At 69.5% G+C, this 16,409-nt stretch carries 13 protein-coding genes; 3 read left to right on the top strand and 10 right to left on the bottom strand.

The genetic code is table 11. From position 1 onward, the window contains the following. Positions 1-18 precede the first annotated feature (18 nt). From rpsG to M3C17_RS17195, 5 genes are all read right to left on the bottom strand, one after another. On the bottom strand, positions 19-489 hold the full coding sequence (rpsG, locus tag M3C17_RS17215; protein WP_017201608.1) for a 30S ribosomal protein S7: 471 nt from the start codon (positions 487-489) through the stop codon (positions 19-21). Between the two features lie 5 nt (positions 490-494). Next, positions 495-863: a 30S ribosomal protein S12 gene (gene rpsL, locus M3C17_RS17210; RefSeq protein WP_013584051.1), complete on the bottom strand. Its 369-nt coding sequence runs from the start codon at positions 861-863 to the stop codon at positions 495-497. A gap of 226 nt (positions 864-1,089) precedes the next feature. After that, complete coding sequence (locus M3C17_RS17205; RefSeq protein WP_259979203.1) at positions 1,090-1,737, bottom strand: spermidine/putrescine ABC transporter substrate-binding protein; 648 nt, start codon at positions 1,735-1,737, stop codon at positions 1,090-1,092. 52 nt (positions 1,738-1,789) lie between these two features. Beyond that, on the bottom strand, positions 1,790-2,275 hold the full coding sequence (locus tag M3C17_RS17200; RefSeq protein WP_259979201.1) for a hypothetical protein: 486 nt from the start codon (positions 2,273-2,275) through the stop codon (positions 1,790-1,792). Positions 2,276-2,289: 14 nt separating this feature from the next. Beyond that, positions 2,290-3,450: an ABC transporter gene (locus tag M3C17_RS17195; protein ID WP_259979200.1), complete on the bottom strand. Its 1,161-nt coding sequence runs from the start codon at positions 3,448-3,450 to the stop codon at positions 2,290-2,292. A gap of 271 nt (positions 3,451-3,721) precedes the next feature. Between M3C17_RS17195 and M3C17_RS17190 the strand changes: the two genes are divergently transcribed. Beyond that, positions 3,722-9,388, top strand: coding sequence for a hypothetical protein (locus M3C17_RS17190; RefSeq protein ID WP_259979199.1), 5,667 nt, complete (start codon positions 3,722-3,724; stop codon positions 9,386-9,388). 25 nt (positions 9,389-9,413) lie between these two features. Here the strand turns inward: M3C17_RS17190 and M3C17_RS17185 are convergent, their stop codons facing one another. The 4 genes from M3C17_RS17185 to M3C17_RS17170 form a co-directional block, all read right to left on the bottom strand. Beyond that, positions 9,414-9,566, bottom strand: a complete 153-nt coding sequence (locus tag M3C17_RS17185; RefSeq protein ID WP_259979198.1) for a hypothetical protein — start codon at positions 9,564-9,566, stop codon at positions 9,414-9,416. 59 nt (positions 9,567-9,625) lie between these two features. Next, a complete protein-coding gene (locus M3C17_RS17180; RefSeq protein ID WP_259979197.1) occupies positions 9,626-10,534 on the bottom strand; it encodes a sugar ABC transporter permease in 909 nt (302 codons plus the stop codon). A gap of 1 nt (position 10,535) precedes the next feature. Continuing rightward, positions 10,536-12,140, bottom strand: a complete 1,605-nt coding sequence (locus M3C17_RS17175) for an ABC transporter permease subunit (RefSeq protein WP_259979196.1) — start codon at positions 12,138-12,140, stop codon at positions 10,536-10,538. A 73-nt stretch (positions 12,141-12,213) separates the two neighbouring features. After that, positions 12,214-13,425, bottom strand: a complete 1,212-nt coding sequence (locus tag M3C17_RS17170; protein WP_259979195.1) for an extracellular solute-binding protein — start codon at positions 13,423-13,425, stop codon at positions 12,214-12,216. Between the two features lie 187 nt (positions 13,426-13,612). Between M3C17_RS17170 and M3C17_RS17165 the strand changes: the two genes are divergently transcribed. Both M3C17_RS17165 and M3C17_RS17160 read left to right on the top strand, forming a co-directional pair. Beyond that, entirely contained in the window at positions 13,613-14,101 is a 489-nt protein-coding gene (locus M3C17_RS17165; RefSeq protein ID WP_136028861.1) for a YajQ family cyclic di-GMP-binding protein, read from the top strand. 702 nt (positions 14,102-14,803) lie between these two features. Continuing rightward, positions 14,804-15,436, top strand: a complete 633-nt coding sequence (locus M3C17_RS17160) for a GntR family transcriptional regulator (RefSeq protein ID WP_259979193.1) — start codon at positions 14,804-14,806, stop codon at positions 15,434-15,436. Here the strand turns inward: M3C17_RS17160 and M3C17_RS17155 are convergent. Beyond that, positions 15,427-16,409: alpha/beta hydrolase (locus M3C17_RS17155; RefSeq protein WP_259979192.1), on the bottom strand; the 983-nt coding region annotated here is incomplete at its 5' end. The two genes, M3C17_RS17160 and M3C17_RS17155, sit on opposite strands and share 10 nt — an antisense overlap.

The following is a 16,409-nucleotide window of genomic DNA, read 5'->3' as shown; positions in this document are numbered from 1 at the left end:
GGGGGGGCGCGAAGCTGATTACCAGCGGTAGTGAGCGAACGCGCGGTTCGACTCGGCCATCTTGTGCGTGTCCTCGCGGCGCTTGACCGCGGCGCCGAGGCCGTTCGACGCGTCGAGGATCTCGTTCTGCAGACGCTCGGTCATCGTCTTCTCACGACGGCCCTTGGCGTAGCTCACGAGCCAGCGCAGCGCGAGGGTGTTCGCACGGTGCGGCTTGACCTCGACCGGCACCTGGTAGGTCGAGCCACCGACGCGGCGGCTGCGGACCTCGAGGGTCGGGCGCACGTTGTCGAGCGCCTTCTTCAGGGTGGCGACGGCGTCCTGGCCGTTCTTCGCCTCGACACCGCGGAGGGCGCCGTAGACGATCGACTCGGCCAGCGACTTCTTGCCGTCGACGAGGATCTTGTTCACCAGCGAGGTGACGATCGGTGCGCCGTAGACCGGGTCGTTGACGACGGGGCGCTTGGGGGCGGGACCCTTACGAGGCATCTAACTCAACCCTTCTTCGCGCCGTAGCGGGAACGAGCCTGCTTACGGTTCTTGACGGCCTGGGTGTCCAGAGCGCCACGGACGATCTTGTAACGCACACCGGGGAGGTCCTTCACACGACCGCCGCGGACGAGCACCAGGGAGTGCTCCTGCAGGTTGTGGCCCTCACCGGGGATGTACGCGGTGACCTCGGTCCCGTTGCGGAGCTTCACACGAGCGACCTTGCGCATCGCCGAGTTCGGCTTCTTCGGGGTGGTGGTGTAGACGCGGGTGCAGACCCCGGCCTGCTGCGGGTTCGACTTGAGCGCGGGCGCCTTGGTCTTCGAGACCTTGGGCGAGCGACCCTTGCGAACCAACTGCTGAATGGTTGGCACGTTCTCTCCTCATAGTGCTGCACGGTGACAGCGTGATGGGTTTCACATCATGACCCACCGGCACGCCGGAACCGGCGGGCTTTTGGTGTGGTGGGTATGCCGTGGGGGCGGACCGGCATGGTGCCGACGCCCAGCGCGCACGTCAGGACGTGCACACACCTGATCAAGTGTAATGCTGCGTAACCGGGCGGTCAAATGACTGCGGGCCCGTCCGCCGGCGCCCCGATCAGCCCGCGTCGGGATCGAACGGGGAGTCGAGGGACTCCGTGAGCTCGGCGAGCATCGCCTCGATCTGCGGCTCGACGTGCTGCGACACCGCGGCCTGGATGTACACCCTGTGGCGCAGGAGGATGCCGCAGATCTCCCGTCCGATGAGGTTCGCGTACTCGTCCGCCAGCCCGACCTCCTGCCGCAGGGCGATCTTCGCCTCCTCCGAGAGCGGCGGCAGCGGAGGGAGCTCGGCGGCCGACTCGTCGGCGAGGCCCGCGATCGTGAACAGGAACGGGGCACCCGGAATCGGCTCGGGGTCTAGCGGCATGCCCTCGAACTCGGGCGCGAGATCCTCGGCGGGGCGATAGCTGCGCGCCCGGTTGCGAGCGGCCTGCTGGTCCAGCTCGCGCTGCAGCGTGGGCAGGTTGCGGGCGGTGTAGTCGGCGACCGCGTGGTCGACGATGGTCTTGATGCGGGTCGACAGACCGTGCTGCACCCCGTGCGGCGTGTTGCCCGCGATGCCAGCCGCCGCGAGGATCGGCGACCCCAGACACCGCCGGCACGGCGCGACCCTGCCGCGGTGGGTGGCCGGCTCCCAGCGCGGCACCCAGCGCAGCCACGCCTCCACGGCCTGATCCACCTGCGTCTCCAGCGAGCGCTCCACCCCACCAGCGTACGGCGCGTCGCGCGAGTCCGCGCGGATTCACGCGCGGACGTCACTCGTCTTCGTCGCGCTCCCACGGCCAGCGGGGGTGCTCCGCGCGCGTGCGGCGAAGGGCGATGCCGCTCCATCCGGCGATCGCCGCCGCCAGCAGGATCACGGCACTCGCCCCGCCGCGTACGAGATCGCCCGCCACGGCCGTCGCGACGACATAGCTTCCCGCGGCCGAGAGCACCGCGACCCAGACGGTCGCGAGATGCAGCAGCGTCGGCATCAGCGCGATCACGATCGTGGAGACGAACGAGGGGCGCCGGGCCCGCAGCGTGCCGGCGAGAGTGAGGGCGAAGGCGACGACGGCCACGACCATCCCGACCACCCCCGGCACCTGGCCGAGTCCGGGCACGGCGATGATGTCACGGTCGGTGGCGACGCTCAGCGCTCCGAGGCCGAACACGGCGAGGGCGAAGAAGCCGATGGTGGCGAGCACCACCGCGAGGACAGCCGAAACCCCCGCGGACTCGGGCCCACGGGGGTTCGGCATGTCGGCGTTCGTGATTACCTCGACAGAGTCGGACCGGCTTCGAGGGTGCGCTCGTACTCGCGCTGCGCCTCGGCGTTGAGCTCGGCCTTGCGGGCACCGCTGCGGGCGACCCACGCGCCGAACCAGATGGTCAGCTCACGGGCGAACACGAAGGCGGCGATGGCGAGCGGAGCGAGCAGCTGCTCCCCCACGAGCTCCATGCCCTGCGTTGCCGTGAGCTTCCAGAACGGGGCCTCGAACAGCTGGCCGAGGATGTGGCCCGCGTAGGCGATGAGGCCGACGATGATGCCGAACACCACCCAGAGCCCCCAGCGACCGCGGTTGATGATCGCTCCGAGCAGCCAGAAGCCGAGGAAGAACACCACCACCGGGGTCCAGTAGCCCCAGGTGAGCAGCGGGGCGAGGAACGCGTCGCCGATGTTCTCGCCGGAGACGTCGCCGGCGAGGGCTCGGAGCCCGACGGCGGTGCCGAGGTACAGGATCGCGAAGGCCACCGTGGCGAGCAGGCCGATCGCACCGGCCGTGCCGCGGTTGCCGCGGTCGCGGGGCGGCTCCGGGGCCTGAACGAAGATCGGCTGCGGCTGCGCGCCGGCGACGGCTGCCCCGCCGACCATCGGCTCGGAGGGGACGATCCGCGTCTCGGTGTCGTCGGCGTGGGCGGCGTAGGCCGTGTCCGGCAGGTACGCGTCGTCGCGGTGCATCGGTGCGTTGGGGCTCGTGAAGGCGGTGGTGGCACCGGCGTCCGCCCGCCGCTCGTCGGCCAGACGCTCCTCCGTGAGCCGCTCCTCCGTGCGGCGCTCCGCGGCGAGACGCTCCTCCGTCAGGCGCTCATCGGCGCGGCGGTCGTCCGCGACGGGCTCGTCGACGCGGCGCTCGTCCGCGAATCGGTCGGCAGCGTCGCGGTCGGACACCGGACCCGCTGGCGGGGTCGCGGATGACGTGAAGGTACCGGGGTGGTCCCGCTCGGCGGCCTCGAAGGCGGCCAGGTCGGGGTCGACCGCGGGTTCACGGCGCGTGTCGGGGTTCGGGGCGACGGTCTCGCCGTCGGTGTCCGCGCCGGCGCCGGGGACATCCCCACGTGCGGCGGCCGCGGCATCGAGTCCGGCGTTCGCGCTGCCGACGACGTCGTCGACGTCGTTCGGCTTCTCGGGCTGACGAGCCTCGGGATCACTCATGGGGTGCGCCTCTCATCGATGTGTGCAGTGCGAGATTACCGCCGTGCCTCCGGGCGCTCACGCAGGCGTGCCGACGTGTCGCCCTGTCGGTGTTCCACGGAGGGCCCGGTCCTGGTCGGCTCAGCGCAGGGCCGCGCGCAGACATGCCCTCCCCGGGACGGGGCGCCGCGTTCCCTCACCCGGAACGGGTGACGGTCCTCTCAACGGAGGAGGACATCGCTGCCTACCCTTCCCGGAGGCGGGGGCGATGCCCCATGGGAACGAGGCACCGATGACGCGAAGCGACCAGCACCGGACGACGCGCCCCCTCAGCGCCCTCGCGGCAGCCGTGCTCTCCGCGGCCCTGCTCGTGCCTGTCGTCGCCGCACCGCAGGCGGAAGCGGCGACGCTCCCGTCCGGCCTGCAGACCGGCTTCGCGCTCGACGGGACGAAGCAATCGCAGAGCCCGCCCACCACATTCAACTGGGACGACTTCCTCACCGACGTCGGATCCGATGGCTCCTTCACGTTCACGCCGACGCCGAGCTACGTGACCCCGCAGGGGTACGTCTCGACCGGTGTCCAGCAGGGGGCCTTCTTCTGGGACAACGGCTCCGCCGGCGGGGCATGCGAGTCGATCACGACCGACGCCACCGGCTCTCCGGGCAGCCAGACGCCGAACACCAACCCGTGGGTGACCGGCCCCAAGAACGTCAACGACAAGGGGAACCTCTGCAGCGGCGCGTATGCCTCGGAGACAGTGACCGACGATGCGGGGGTGCGGCACACGATCCTCTACGCGTACTGGACGCGACGCACGGGAAACGGCTCGGTCAGCGTCTACGACCTGTTCGAGGGACCGGAGCCCGGTCGGTGCGACGACCTCCTGCTCCGCGTCGACTACCCGGGAGGCGCGGCGGGCTTCCAGTCCTGGACGCCCGCCGCGGGCGACGGCTGCGCCGATCCCGCCGGTGCAGGGACGTGGGTCGACAGCCAGCGGTCGATCGACCTCAGCATCGCCACCGGGAGGCGCACCGAAGGCCCGATCGTGGCGAACCAGCAGCAGGAGACGTTCGGCGAGTACGCCATCGACCTCACGACCGCGGGGCTCTTCAGCGATGAGACCTGCTCCACGTTCACGGTCGCCGAGAGCTTCACCCGCACCGGCAACAGTCCGAACGCCAGCATCGAAGACTTCATGGTCAACACTCCCGATCCGATCCGGATCTCGAACTGCGGAACACTCAGCGTGACGAAGGCGACCATGCCCGCCGGCGCCACGGACGACGAGTTCGCCTTCACCGTGCGCAACGCCGACGGCCCGATCCAGCCCGGACCACCCGCGGTCGCCGAGATCGAGGGATCGCTCTCCGCCGGTGAGACCGTCGTGTACGAGGGGGTGATCGCCGGCACGAGGAACACGCTCACCGAGGCGGCGACGGAGCCGTGGGAGCTGTCATCGATCACCTGCACGGTCCAGGATGCCGCCGGGGGCACCCGCACCGTCGATGTGACGGACGGCGCACCGTTCCCCGTCGTCGCCGGCGGCCGCACGGACTGCGTGATCAGCAACGAAGCAGCCCTGGTCACCGTGACGAAACAGACCGAGCCGGACGGGTCGGACGCCGACTTCGCGTTCGCCGTCGGCGCCGAGAGCGCCAGCCTCTCCGACGGCGAGAGCGCGACGTTCGCCGTTCCGACGGGAGCGCCCCTCACCGTGACGGAGCAGGAGAGCGCCGGCTGGATGCCTCCCGCCATCAGCTGCACGGCACCGTTCGATCCGGCAGGCGCGACGGGAGCCGTGATCGTGCCGACCCTCGGCGAACGCATCGAGTGCACCTTCACGAACCGGCAGCTGGGGACCGTGGTGGTCTCCAAGGAGGCTCACGGCGTCGACGGCAGGTCGTTCGCCTTCCAGAGTGACATCCCCGGGGGTGAGGCCTTCTCGATCGAGGTGCCACTGGGCGACGGCACGCTCTACCGGCACACCATCACGGACGTTCCGCCCGGCACGTACTCCCTGCGGGAACTCGTCGATGACGGCGACCCGGGAACGGTGCTCGCCGACCTCGCCTGCACCTACGGCGGCTCCGACCACTCGGCCGACCCCGAAGGACGCCAGATCGACCTGACCGTGCTGCCGGGCGAGACGGTCCAGTGCTTCTTCACCAACACGGTCACCGGAAGCATTTCCATCCTCAAGCGGACGCTGCCGGTGGAGTTCGCGCAGACCTTCGACTTCACGCTCACCGGTCCGGGCGGTCAGAGCGAGGACTTCGTCCTCAACGGCGCCTCCGACGGGGAGCCCGCCGGCGCTCTGCGCTCGTTCGTGGGTCTCGGGGCCGGCACCTACACCGTCGCGGAGACGAGCGAGGTCCCGGGCTGGAGCGCGGCGAACCTGGAATGCAACGCCCCCTTCGCCACACCGGCGGAGGACCGGCGGAGCGTGACGATCGATCTCCCGGAGGGCGGCGTGATCGTCTGCTTCTTCACCAACGAAGCGCAGCCGGCGACCGCGACGCTCGTCAAGACCGTCGCCGGAGTCGCCGCAGGCTGGGACTGGTCGTTCCCCGTCCACCTCTCCCCCGGTCCGACGCAGGACGCGAGCGGATCGGGGCCGGGATCGGACTCCGTGACGTGGGAGTCGCTGGTGCCCGGTCAGCGGTACACGATCTCGGAGACCGTCGCCAACGGCTGGTCGGCCACGCCGATCACGTGCACGGACGCCGAGGGCGCGATCACCGACCTCGACCCGAGTCCCGGTGCCTTCGCGTTCGAGGCGCAGGTCGCCCAGAGCCTGACCTGTGCGGTCACCAACACGGCGCCGTCCTCGTCGTTGCAGCTCGACAAGATCACCGCGGGCATCGGCGCGGACTACGCGTGGGACTTCGACATGACGATCTCCCCGGAACCCGCGGGCGAGACCGGTACGAAGCTGGTGTCGGGCGTGGGGCAGAGCTCGGACGGCGTCGGGTGGTCCCAGCTCGTCCCCGGCCAGACCTACACGATCACCGAGGGCAGGCTTCCCGCCGCGGTCGCGCAGACGTTCCGCTGCGACGGGTCGGACATCACCCCCGTCCCGGGTGGGTTCCAGTTCACCGCGCCGCTGGGCGGAAGCGTCGCCTGCGTCATGACGAACATCGCGGATCCCTCCACCGCGACCATCACCAAGACCACGGACGGCGGGGACGGGGCCTTCCGCTTCCGCCTGCATCGGGTCGACGGGGCGGACCCCGACGTCGACCTGGAGCTCACCACGACCGCGGGCACGGGTTCCGCCGCGTTCGGCGAGCTCGTTCCCGGCATCCGGTACGGGATCTCAGAGGTGGACGCACCGGGATGGAGTGCCGACCCCCTCGTCTGCACGCTGACCCCCGAGGGCGGACCGCCGCGACCTGTGGAAGACGTCAGCGACTTCGTGCCCCTCGTCGGCGACGCGATCTCCTGCGAGGCCCGCAACACGCTCGTCCCCGGATCCATCTCGTTCGCCAAGACCGTCGCCGGGGTGGTCGAGGACTTCCCGTGGACGTTCCCCGTGACACTGACCGATGCCGATGGAGAGGTGCTGCGCCGCGAGGTCAGCGGCGTCGGGCCCGGTGCGGATGCCGTCTCCTGGGACGACCTGCCTCCCGGCCGCTACACGCTCGCCGAGGTGTCGCCGGTCGGGTGGGTCGCGGGCGCGATCGACTGCGGACTGCCGGATGCCGATGCCGAGCAGCCGGGGGTGCAGCTGGACCTCGCGGCGGGTGGCGCGTTCGCCTGCGCGGCGACGAACACCGCAGCCCCGGGAGCTGTCGATGTGGTGAAGCGGGTCTCCGGCGTCGCCGAAGGTGTCCCGTGGTCTTTCACCGTGTCGATCGATCCGGTCCCGGAGGGTGGTCCCGCCTCGGCCGTGCTGTCCGGCACGGGTCCGGGACTCGGCGCCGCTCCCGTCACCTGGGACGGTCTCGCTCCCGGCGCCGTGTACACCCTGACCGAGACCGGAGCGGCGGGCTGGAGCGGATCGTTCTCCTGCGACGACGGCCGCCTCCGGGACGAGCACGGCATCTCCGGTTTCCAGTTCATCGCCCGACCGGGCGGAGGGCTGGTCTGCATCGCGGACAACGAGGCCGAACCCGGCGGAGGCGTGCTGACGAAGACCGTCGAGGGTCGCGACGGGACCTTCGAGTTCGTCCTGGACACGGTTCCCGCCTCCGATGCGGTCCCGGTCTCCGTCACGACCGAAGACGGCTCGGGCTCTGCCGCACTTCCCGACCTCGTTCCCGGCACCCGGTACTCGCTGCGGGAGAGTCCCACCGACGGCTGGGCACCCTCGTCGCCACTGAGCTGCACCGCCACCCCTCCCGGCGGCACGGCGACCGTCATCCCCGACCTCTCCGATTTCGCGGTCGCCCCCGGCGCGGTCCTGGACTGCACGGCAGCCAACACCTCGCTGGGCACGGTGGTCGTGCAGAAGGCCGTCTTCGGCATCCCGGATGACCGCACCTTCGCCTTCACCAGCGACATCCCGGGGCACGAGGCGTTCGACGTGGTCGCCGACCCGGCGCAGAGCGCTCCGGGCGAGGTCGTCCTCGCCGCCGTCCCCGCGGGTGAGTACACGATCACCGAGCTCACCGACGTCCAGGCGCCGGCCACGGTCCTCGCCGAGCTCGTGTGCGACGGGATCGCGATCGATCCCACGGATCGGGCAGCGGCGATCACCGTGCGGCCGGCGGAGACGGTGGAGTGTCTGTTCACGAACGCCGCACCGGGGACCATCCTGGTCCGCAAGCAGACGCTTCCCGCCGACTACCCCGAGCAGTTCGACTTCTCGTTCCAGCCCGACGGGGCGGCCCCGACGCCGTTCGCGCTCAGCGGCGACACGGAAGGCGGTTCCGAGCGGGCGTTCACCGGGCTGAGCGCCGGGCGGTACACCGTCGCCGAGGGGGAAGCGCCCCCGGGATGGAATCTGAGCGACGCGGTCTGCGAAGGAGACGACGTCGACTGGGCGGCGGACCTCGACGAGGGCCGTGTCTCCATCGACCTGCCATCCGGTGGGGTGATCGCGTGCGCCTTCACCAATGCGGCGGCTCCGGCCGAGGTGACGCTCACCAAGAGCGTCGATGGGCTGCCGGCGGGCACGGCGTGGTCCTTCGCCCTGAGCCTGACACCCGGTGCGGAGCCGTCGTCGACGCAGCGGGTGAGCGGTACCGCGCCCGCGTCGGGAACCGTGACCTGGAGCGCACTCATCCCCGGTGTCGTGTACACCCTCGCCGAAGAGGCTTCCGCCGGGTGGACCGCCGGTGCGATCACCTGCGCGGGCCACGAGGACGCGGCGGAGACCCCCGGCTTCCAGTTCACGGCGGTTCCCGGTCTCGAGCTGGCGTGCGAGATGACGAACAGCGTCGACCCCGAGATCGGCCGGGTGACGACGGCGAAGACCGTGGTCGACGGCCCGGAGTCGCTGGGCGATTCGCGGTGGCGGATCGCCTACCGGATCGACGTCACCGCGTCGGGCCAGGCGGAGGCCACCTACGAACTCACCGACCGCCTGCTCTTCGGGGAGGGGATCGTGGTCGAACGGGTCGATATCACCCCTCCCCTCGGCGTGACGATCGTCGATGGCTGGGACGGGGTCGGGAACGTCACGGTGGTGTCGGACGCGACGATCGAGGCCGGTGCCATGCACTCGTACACGGTGACCGTGATCGCGGCGGTGGATGGGTCTGCGCCGCCGGAGGCGCTCCTCTGCGGGCGGGCCGATGAGGCGGGCGGTCTCCGGAACTCCGCTCAGGCGTTCGTCGCCGGAGTCGGCAACGAGGCGACGGCGTGCGCGGACGTGCCGATCGATGACGCCGCGGGGCTGATCGCGCAGACGGGTGGCGTCGTTCCGCCCTGGGCGCCCTGGGGGATCCTGCTGCTGATCGCCGGATCCTCGCTCGTCGTCTGGACCGCCGTCCGCCGCCGACACCGCGGTTGATGCGGGAGCCGGGCGGTCGCCGGGCTCAGGGGAAGACGTTCCGGAGCGCATCGCCCGCGAACTGCGCGAGCACCGGCACCATCGGCAGCGACAGCCAGATCAGCGCGCCGACGATGCCCGCACAGACGATGCCGGCGAACCAGCTCATCCCGAGATTGCGACCGCCGACCCGTGCCATGCCTCCACGCTACGACCGCCCCCGCGCGCGCGGTCGTCGCAACGCCGGTGTCGTGTCGCTCAGCCCTTCGTCGCGCCGGCCGTGAGACCGCCGACGATGTACTTCTGCAGGAACAGGAACAGGATCATCACCGGGATCGCGGCCATGACCGCGCCCGCCGAGAAGGCCGACCAGTCCGCGTAGCGGGGGTTCGCCACGAGCTTGGTGAGGCCGACGACGAGCGTCTGCTGGTCGACATCGACGAGCATGACGCTCGCGATCACATACTCGTTCACGGTGCCGATGAACGACAGCAGGCCGACCACCGCGAGGATCGGCGCGACGAGCCGCAGGATGATCGTGAAGAAGATCCGCGCGTGCCCGGCGCCGTCGATGCGTGCCGCCTCGTCGATCTCCTTCGGGATCGTGTTGAAGAAGCCGTACATGAGATAGGTGTTCACGCCCAGAGCACCGCCGAGGTACACCAGGATCAGACCGGTGTGCGTGTTGAGGCCGATCGCGGGGAACCAGTCCCCCAGCGTCGACATCAGCAGGAAGATCGCGACGACGGCGAGCAGCTGCGGGAACATCTGCACGACGACGATCGTGACGAGTCCGACCCGGCGTCCTGCGAATCGCATGCGCGAGAAGGCATACGCGGCACAGGCGCCGATGAACACCGTCGCGGCGCCGGTGACGACCGCGACCAGCAGCGTGTTGAGGAACCAGCGTCCGTAGGGATTCTGCGGGTCGCTGAGGATGCGGACGTAGCTGTCGATGCCGATGGCGGAGAAGAGCTGGTTCGACCCCGTGAGCGTGCCGTTCGGGTTCAGCGATGCCGACACGACGTACAGCAGCGGGAACAGTGCGAACACGCTGACCACGATCGCGACGAGATGGCGCCATCCGGTGTCGGCGAACCAGGCGCCGAAGGAACGTCGACGCGGGGCGCTGCGGTGCTCTGCGGTGGCGGGGCTGGCGGTGCTCATGTCAGTTCAGCTCCTCGAGAGCCTTGGTCTTGCGGAAGCTGATGATCGAGATGGTGGCCACCACGATGAAGATCAGGATGGTGAAGGCCGACGCGAGACCGTAGTCGCGGGACTGGCCGGTGAACGCCACCTTGTAGACCATGGAGATGAGGATGTCCGTGTGGCCGACGGGGATCGACACGTCGCTGAACCGCGGGCCGCCGTTGGTGAGCATGTAGATCAGGTTGAAGTTGTTGAAGTTGAACGCGAACGACGAGATCAGCAGCGGCGCCACCGTGACGAGCAGCAGCGGCAGCTTGATGCGCCGGAAGATCTGCCACGCGTTCGCGCCGTCCATCACGGCGGCCTCGTTCACGTCGTCCGGGATGCCCTGCAGCGCCCCCATGCAGACCAGGAACATGTACGGGAAGCCGAGCCAGAGGTTGACGAGGAGCACGGAGACCTTCGCCAGGACGGGATCCGTCAGCCACGGGATGTCCGCGCCGCCGAAGATCACCTGGTTGATGAAGCCGAAGCTCTCGTTCATCATGCCCGCCCACACCAGGGCGGACAGGAACGCCGGGAACGCATACGGCAGGATCAGGATGATCCGGTAGCCGTTGCGGAACCGCATGCGCGTGTTGTTGAACACGAGCGCCAGGAGCAGGCCGAGGAAGAACGTGGTGGCGACCGACACGAGCGCGAACACGAACGTCCACAGCGTGACCGCGATGAGAGGACCGCGGATGGACTCGTCTGTCACGGCGCGGACGAAGTTGTCGAAGCCGACCGTGGTCTGCCACCCCGGGAGCAGCTGCTCGCCGTCCTCGGCGGTGAACGCGCCGTCCCCCGTGTCGGAGTACACCGTGCCCGTGGTGGTGTCGGTGATGGTGTCGGCGGCGTCGTCGTACTCCAGCGTGGAGACGTAGAGGTAGCCCTTCTGCCCGTCCGGCGCGCGCAGGCTCCCGTCGTTGGGGTCGTCGCTGAACGGCACGGAGAGCTGCTCGAGCTCTTCGGACAGGGTGAACACGGTGGCCAGTGGGAGCGTGGTCCAGCCGTCGACCGCGACCGCCTGGCCGCCCTCCATCTGCGCGTCGACCTCCTCCAGCGGCTGCTCGGCCGTGCCGAGCAGCGCGTCCCCGGTCTCGGGGTCGGTGACGAGGAGGCCGTAGGTGCCGAACTGCTCCACGACGGTGACCGGGTAGGTCGGGGAATCCTCGACGCGCTCCTGGGCGGACGCGAGCAGCGAGGAGATCGCCTGCTCCTTCGTCCCGTTGTGGCCGGTGCCGTAGTTCGTGAAGCCGATGTAGCCCGTGTACAGCAGGGTGAAGACCTGGAACAGGACCAGGAAGATGATGCCGGGTGTCAGGTACTTGGCCGCGATGCGTCGTCGCGAGAAGTAGATGTAGTTGACGACGATGGCGACGGCGACCACGATGCCGAGCACGAGCCACTCCTCGTGCGTGAACAGCACGAACGCGGCGTACAGTGCGATCGCGTCCACGACGGCCAGCAGCAGGATCTTCAGCAGCATCCAGCCGATCGGTCGCGATGCCGCCTCGGCGATCTTCGCTGCCTGTCGCTGGCGTGCCGTCGGGGGCGCGGTGCGCTCTTCGGTGTCTGTCATGTCGTCCTCGTCATGATCCTGCCGAGGCGGGCATCACGCGCCCGCCCCGGCAGCATCTGTGCGGTTCCGGCCGTTACTCGATGGCCGCGGTCACGTCGTCGACGAGCTTCTGCCACGTCGTCGCCGGGTCTTCGCCGTTGATGATCGCCGCCTCGGCGACGCCCCAGAACTGCCACACCGCACCCATGGCGGGGATGGCGGGCATCGGGACGGCGTCGGCGCCGACGGCCTGGAAGCCGGCGATGATCGGGTCGGAGGCGGCGGTGTCGGCCGCGGCGGTCAGCGCGGGAAGGATGTTGCCGGCCTTGAAGAGCTCGAGCTGCACGTCCTCCGTGCCGATGTAGTTGACGAGGAAGTCGTTCGCCGCGACCTTGTTCTTCGACTCGGAGCTGACGAAGAAGCCCTTCACGCCCGCGAACGGCGAGGCGGTCTGGCCGGTGGGGCTCGGGACCGGGTCGATCGCGACGTTGATGCCGGCGTCGACCGCGGCGCCCACGTTCCACGGACCCGTCAGCCAGAAGGCCGCGGTGCCGTCGAGGAACTGCTGCTTGGCGATCTCTCCGTCGATGTCGGTGTTGAGCGTGCCGGCTGCACCCTGCGCACCCAGCCAGTCGGCGAAGGCGAAGCCGCCCTCGCTGCCGAGCTGCAGGTCGGCGGGGTCGTAGCTGCCGGAGGCGTCCGTGCCGAACACCGGAGCACCGAAGGCGGTCTGGAACGGGTACAGGTGGTAGGGGTTGCCCTCGGCCCCCTGCTCGACCACGAAGGCGCCCTTGGCGATCATGTCGTCGAAGCTCGTCGCGGCCTCGGGCACGAGGTCGGCGTTGCGGAGCACGGCGATGTTCTCGACCGCGTACGGCAGCATGTAGACGGTGCCGTCGTAGGTGGCCGCCTGCAGGGCGACGGGCAGGTAGTCCTCGGAGCTGTCGCCCAGCTCGATGGGCGCGACGACGCCGTTGGTCGAGAGCTCGCCGAGCCAGTCGTGTGCGCCCATCACGATGTCGGGGCCCTTGCCGGTGGGGACCTGCTGGATGAAGTCGTCCTTCATGTCGTCGACCGACTTGCCGACAAGGTCGACCTCGACCCCGGTCTTGTCCTGGTAGGCGTCCGCCGCGCTCTTCAGCGCGTCGACGCGCTCCGCGTCCACCCACACCGTGAGGGCGCCGCTGTCGTCGCCGCCGGAGGAGGAGTCGCCGCCGCTGGTCCCGGTGGAGCAGCCGGCGAGCGTCAGAGTCGAAACGATGGCGATGGCGCCCGCGGCGACCATGCCCCTCTTGTTCACCTTCATTGGTGTGGCCTCTCTTGATGCTGTTGACCTGCAAGGACTGCAAGCGCTTACAGTATGCATCGATATCCTGGAGATTCGCAATCGCCGACAGCCTCGATATCAACCTGTGATGGCATTGTCGGCCGCCCGCAGCGCTGAAAGCGTTTCCACGGCAGCCACCGCTGGACACGCTCGATACACTGGCACGATGGCTGACAGTTCCTTTGACATCGTCTCGAAAGTGGATCACCAGGAGGCCGAGAACGCCCTCAACCAGGCGCGCAAAGAGGTCGAGCAGCGGTACGACTTCAAGGGGACGGGAGCCTCGATCGCCTGGAGCGGCGAACAGATCCTGATCACCGCGAGCTCGGAGGAGCGCGCCAAGGCCGTGCTCGACGTCTTCCAGTCCAAGCTCATCAAGCGCGGCATCTCGCTCAAGAGCCTCGACTCGGGCGAGCCCTTCGCGAGCGGCAAGGAGTTCCGCATCGTCTCCAGCCTCAAGGACGGGATCTCGTCCGAGAACGCGAAGAAGATCGGCAAGATCATCCGCGACGAGGGCCCCAAGGGCGTGAAGAGCCAGATCCAGGGCGACGAGCTGCGCGTGCAGTCGAAGAGCCGCGACGATCTGCAGGCCGTGATCGCCCTGCTGAAGGGCTCCGACCTCGACATCGACCTGCAGTTCGTCAACTACCGGTGAGCACCGGCCGCTGACCGCGACGGCAGCCGCCCCCATGTGTCATCGCACATGGGGGCGGCGCTGCCTCCGGTCGTCCAGGGAGGATGTCCGGCCTCCCGCCTCCCCCGAGGCGAAAGACCGGACAGCAGCTCAGCTGCGACTTTCGTGAGCGCCCCTCCACGCTCCCATCCCCAGCGCGTCGCCTCCCTGACCGCGTGCGAGCCACGGGGGACCGCGCTCGCACAATTAGTCTAGTCGACTGATTAATCTCTGCCTGAGGGATTGCCTCGCGATGCGAACTCGTGTACCGCGGAGCGGACCCCGTGACCACGCCGCCGATGCCTCGGGACTTTTCCCGGCAAACGCATACCGATATATCGGTGTGCTTGACCAAGACTGGAAACCGGTCGCGACACCTCGTGGCCGATGACGTCATCGTTTCCCGCCTCACCGCGGAGGGAGGCGATGAACTCTGGGGACGTCAGCCGGATCTCGTGGGGACGAGACCACGGCGGGCCCCAGGGCACGCGTCACCCCCGACCGGAGACGCCCGCGTTCCCGGACAGGGGGATCACGACAGGACTCCTCCGATCCCGCTGCGCGCCCCCACGCGGACCGGGTCCTGGAGGAGAGGAATGGAAGACCCGGGACACCCCGTGCTCCTCGCTCCAGGGCGAGCCGCAGAGGGCGCTCCGGGACAGAACGGCAACTGGGGGCTGGTTCATGGTGCACATCGATTCGAAGACCATCGGGGAGAGCAAGCAACTCCTCGCAGACGAGGTCTTCCACCACATCGGAAGGCTGATCACCGAGGGAGAACTGGGGGAAGGTGAGCGCATCCGCGACGTCGACGTGGCCGAGGAGCTGCACGTCTCCCGCACACCGGTCCGCGAGGCGCTGCAGCGACTGGAGCGCCTCGGTCTGGTGACCATGTACCCGAGCAGGTACACCGAGGTCACCGCGGTGACCGCGGCGGTCGTCTCGCAGTCCCTCGAGTTCGCGGGCTACCAGGCCGGCGTCTCGGCGCGCATGGCCGTGCCGAGGTTGACACCGGCGGAGCGGCAGCAGGTCGCGCAGCTCATCGCCGACCTGCACGACTCGCTGGATGACGGCGCCTCGACGTCCAGCGCCCGCTGGGCCGTGTTCGCCTATCTCGCCGACCACAGCGGCAACCATCAGCACCGGATGCTGATCGACGACGTCGACGTGGCCCTGTCCCGCAACCTGCGCGCGTGGGTCGTGCCGCGCAGAGACCGGGAGCGCATGGGGCAGATCTACCGCGACTTCGGGGACGCCGTGCAGCGCGGAGACGGTGACGAGGCCGAGCGCCTCGCCAGGGCCATGTACTACGTGTGAGCGGCGTGCCAGCCGACGACCCACTGCTCCAGGCGCCGGTAGGCGTCTTCCCTGGCCTCGTGCCGTGACAGGAACACGTCGTGCAGCGCGCCCTCGATGCGTTCCACCGTGACCGTCGAACCGAGATGGAGCGCCGCACGGGCGATGTCGTCCACGACCAGGACGGAATCCGCCGAGGTCAGGTCCTCCGACCAGCGGGTCGGTGGCACGAACCGCGCGGAGAGCAGCACGCACACGGGCGCCGGGATCGCGAGACCCCCTGCCACTGTGCGATGACCGTTCAGGATCGCGTTGAGCCAGCCGGCGTACACCGCCATGGTCTGCACGGGACGCCAGGCCAGATTCACCTCCATCGGGTCGTCCGGGTCCGCCACCTCCTGCTGCGCGCGCGTGTAGAAACCCAGATCGACCTGCGGGGCGGCGTCCAGCGGGCGGATCCGCGCCTGGAACTCGACCATCGGGGCGATGGCGGCGCGGACCGGCGCGAACTGGAACTCGAGCCACGGGCTGTTGAGGATGAGCGCGTCCACAGCCTCGGGGTGCCGCGACGCCCACAGGCTGAGCGTCAAACCGCCCGTGGAGTGCCCGAGGAGCACGAGCCGTCGGTGCGACCGCTCCCCGCCCTCACCGCGTCCCATCGCGGCGCGGGCGGCGGCGATGTCCTCGTCGTAGGTCGAGAGGTCCGCGATGTACCCGGGTGTCTGCCCCTCGCGCAGACTCCGACCGTACTTGCGCAGGTCCAGGGCGAAGAACCGGGCGCCGCGCGAGGTCCAGAACCGTGCGAGCCGCTTCTGGAAGAAGTAGTCCGACCACCCGTGCACGTACAGCACGTCGACCTCTGCGAGGAGCGGTCGTCGTCCGCGGACCCTGTCCCACCACTCCTGCGGGGCGGGGAGCGCCCGCACGAGCGTGGCGACGACCGGCCCCTGCTCGTCGGTGCCGAGGTCGAGCGTCAGCTGCTCGAACTCGTCGC

Source organism: Microbacterium sp. p3-SID336 (assembly GCF_025143365.1).
Classification (GTDB): Bacteria; Actinomycetota; Actinomycetes; order Actinomycetales; family Microbacteriaceae; genus Microbacterium.
Note: the sequence above shows the minus strand (reverse complement) of the source record. Positions and strands in the feature narration are given on the sequence as shown.

What these genes read in the sequence shown, in the direction of transcription:
- rpsG (WP_017201608.1), bottom strand. Translation starts at nt 489, where the DNA reads ATGCCTCGTAAGGGTCCCGCCCCCAAGCGCCCCGTCGTCAACGACCCG.
- M3C17_RS17200 (WP_259979201.1), bottom strand. Translation starts at nt 2,275, where the DNA reads ATGCCGAACCCCCGTGGGCCCGAGTCCGCGGGGGTTTCGGCTGTCCTC.
- M3C17_RS17195 (WP_259979200.1), bottom strand. Translation starts at nt 3,450, where the DNA reads ATGAGTGATCCCGAGGCTCGTCAGCCCGAGAAGCCGAACGACGTCGAC.
- M3C17_RS17190 (WP_259979199.1), top strand. Translation starts at nt 3,722, where the DNA reads ATGACGCGAAGCGACCAGCACCGGACGACGCGCCCCCTCAGCGCCCTC.
- M3C17_RS17185 (WP_259979198.1), bottom strand. Translation starts at nt 9,566, where the DNA reads ATGGCACGGGTCGGCGGTCGCAATCTCGGGATGAGCTGGTTCGCCGGC.
- M3C17_RS17180 (WP_259979197.1), bottom strand. Translation starts at nt 10,534, where the DNA reads ATGAGCACCGCCAGCCCCGCCACCGCAGAGCACCGCAGCGCCCCGCGT.
- M3C17_RS17175 (WP_259979196.1), bottom strand. Translation starts at nt 12,140, where the DNA reads ATGACAGACACCGAAGAGCGCACCGCGCCCCCGACGGCACGCCAGCGA.
- M3C17_RS17170 (WP_259979195.1), bottom strand. Translation starts at nt 13,425, where the DNA reads ATGAAGGTGAACAAGAGGGGCATGGTCGCCGCGGGCGCCATCGCCATC.
- M3C17_RS17165 (WP_136028861.1), top strand. Translation starts at nt 13,613, where the DNA reads ATGGCTGACAGTTCCTTTGACATCGTCTCGAAAGTGGATCACCAGGAG.
- M3C17_RS17160 (WP_259979193.1), top strand. Translation starts at nt 14,804, where the DNA reads ATGGTGCACATCGATTCGAAGACCATCGGGGAGAGCAAGCAACTCCTC.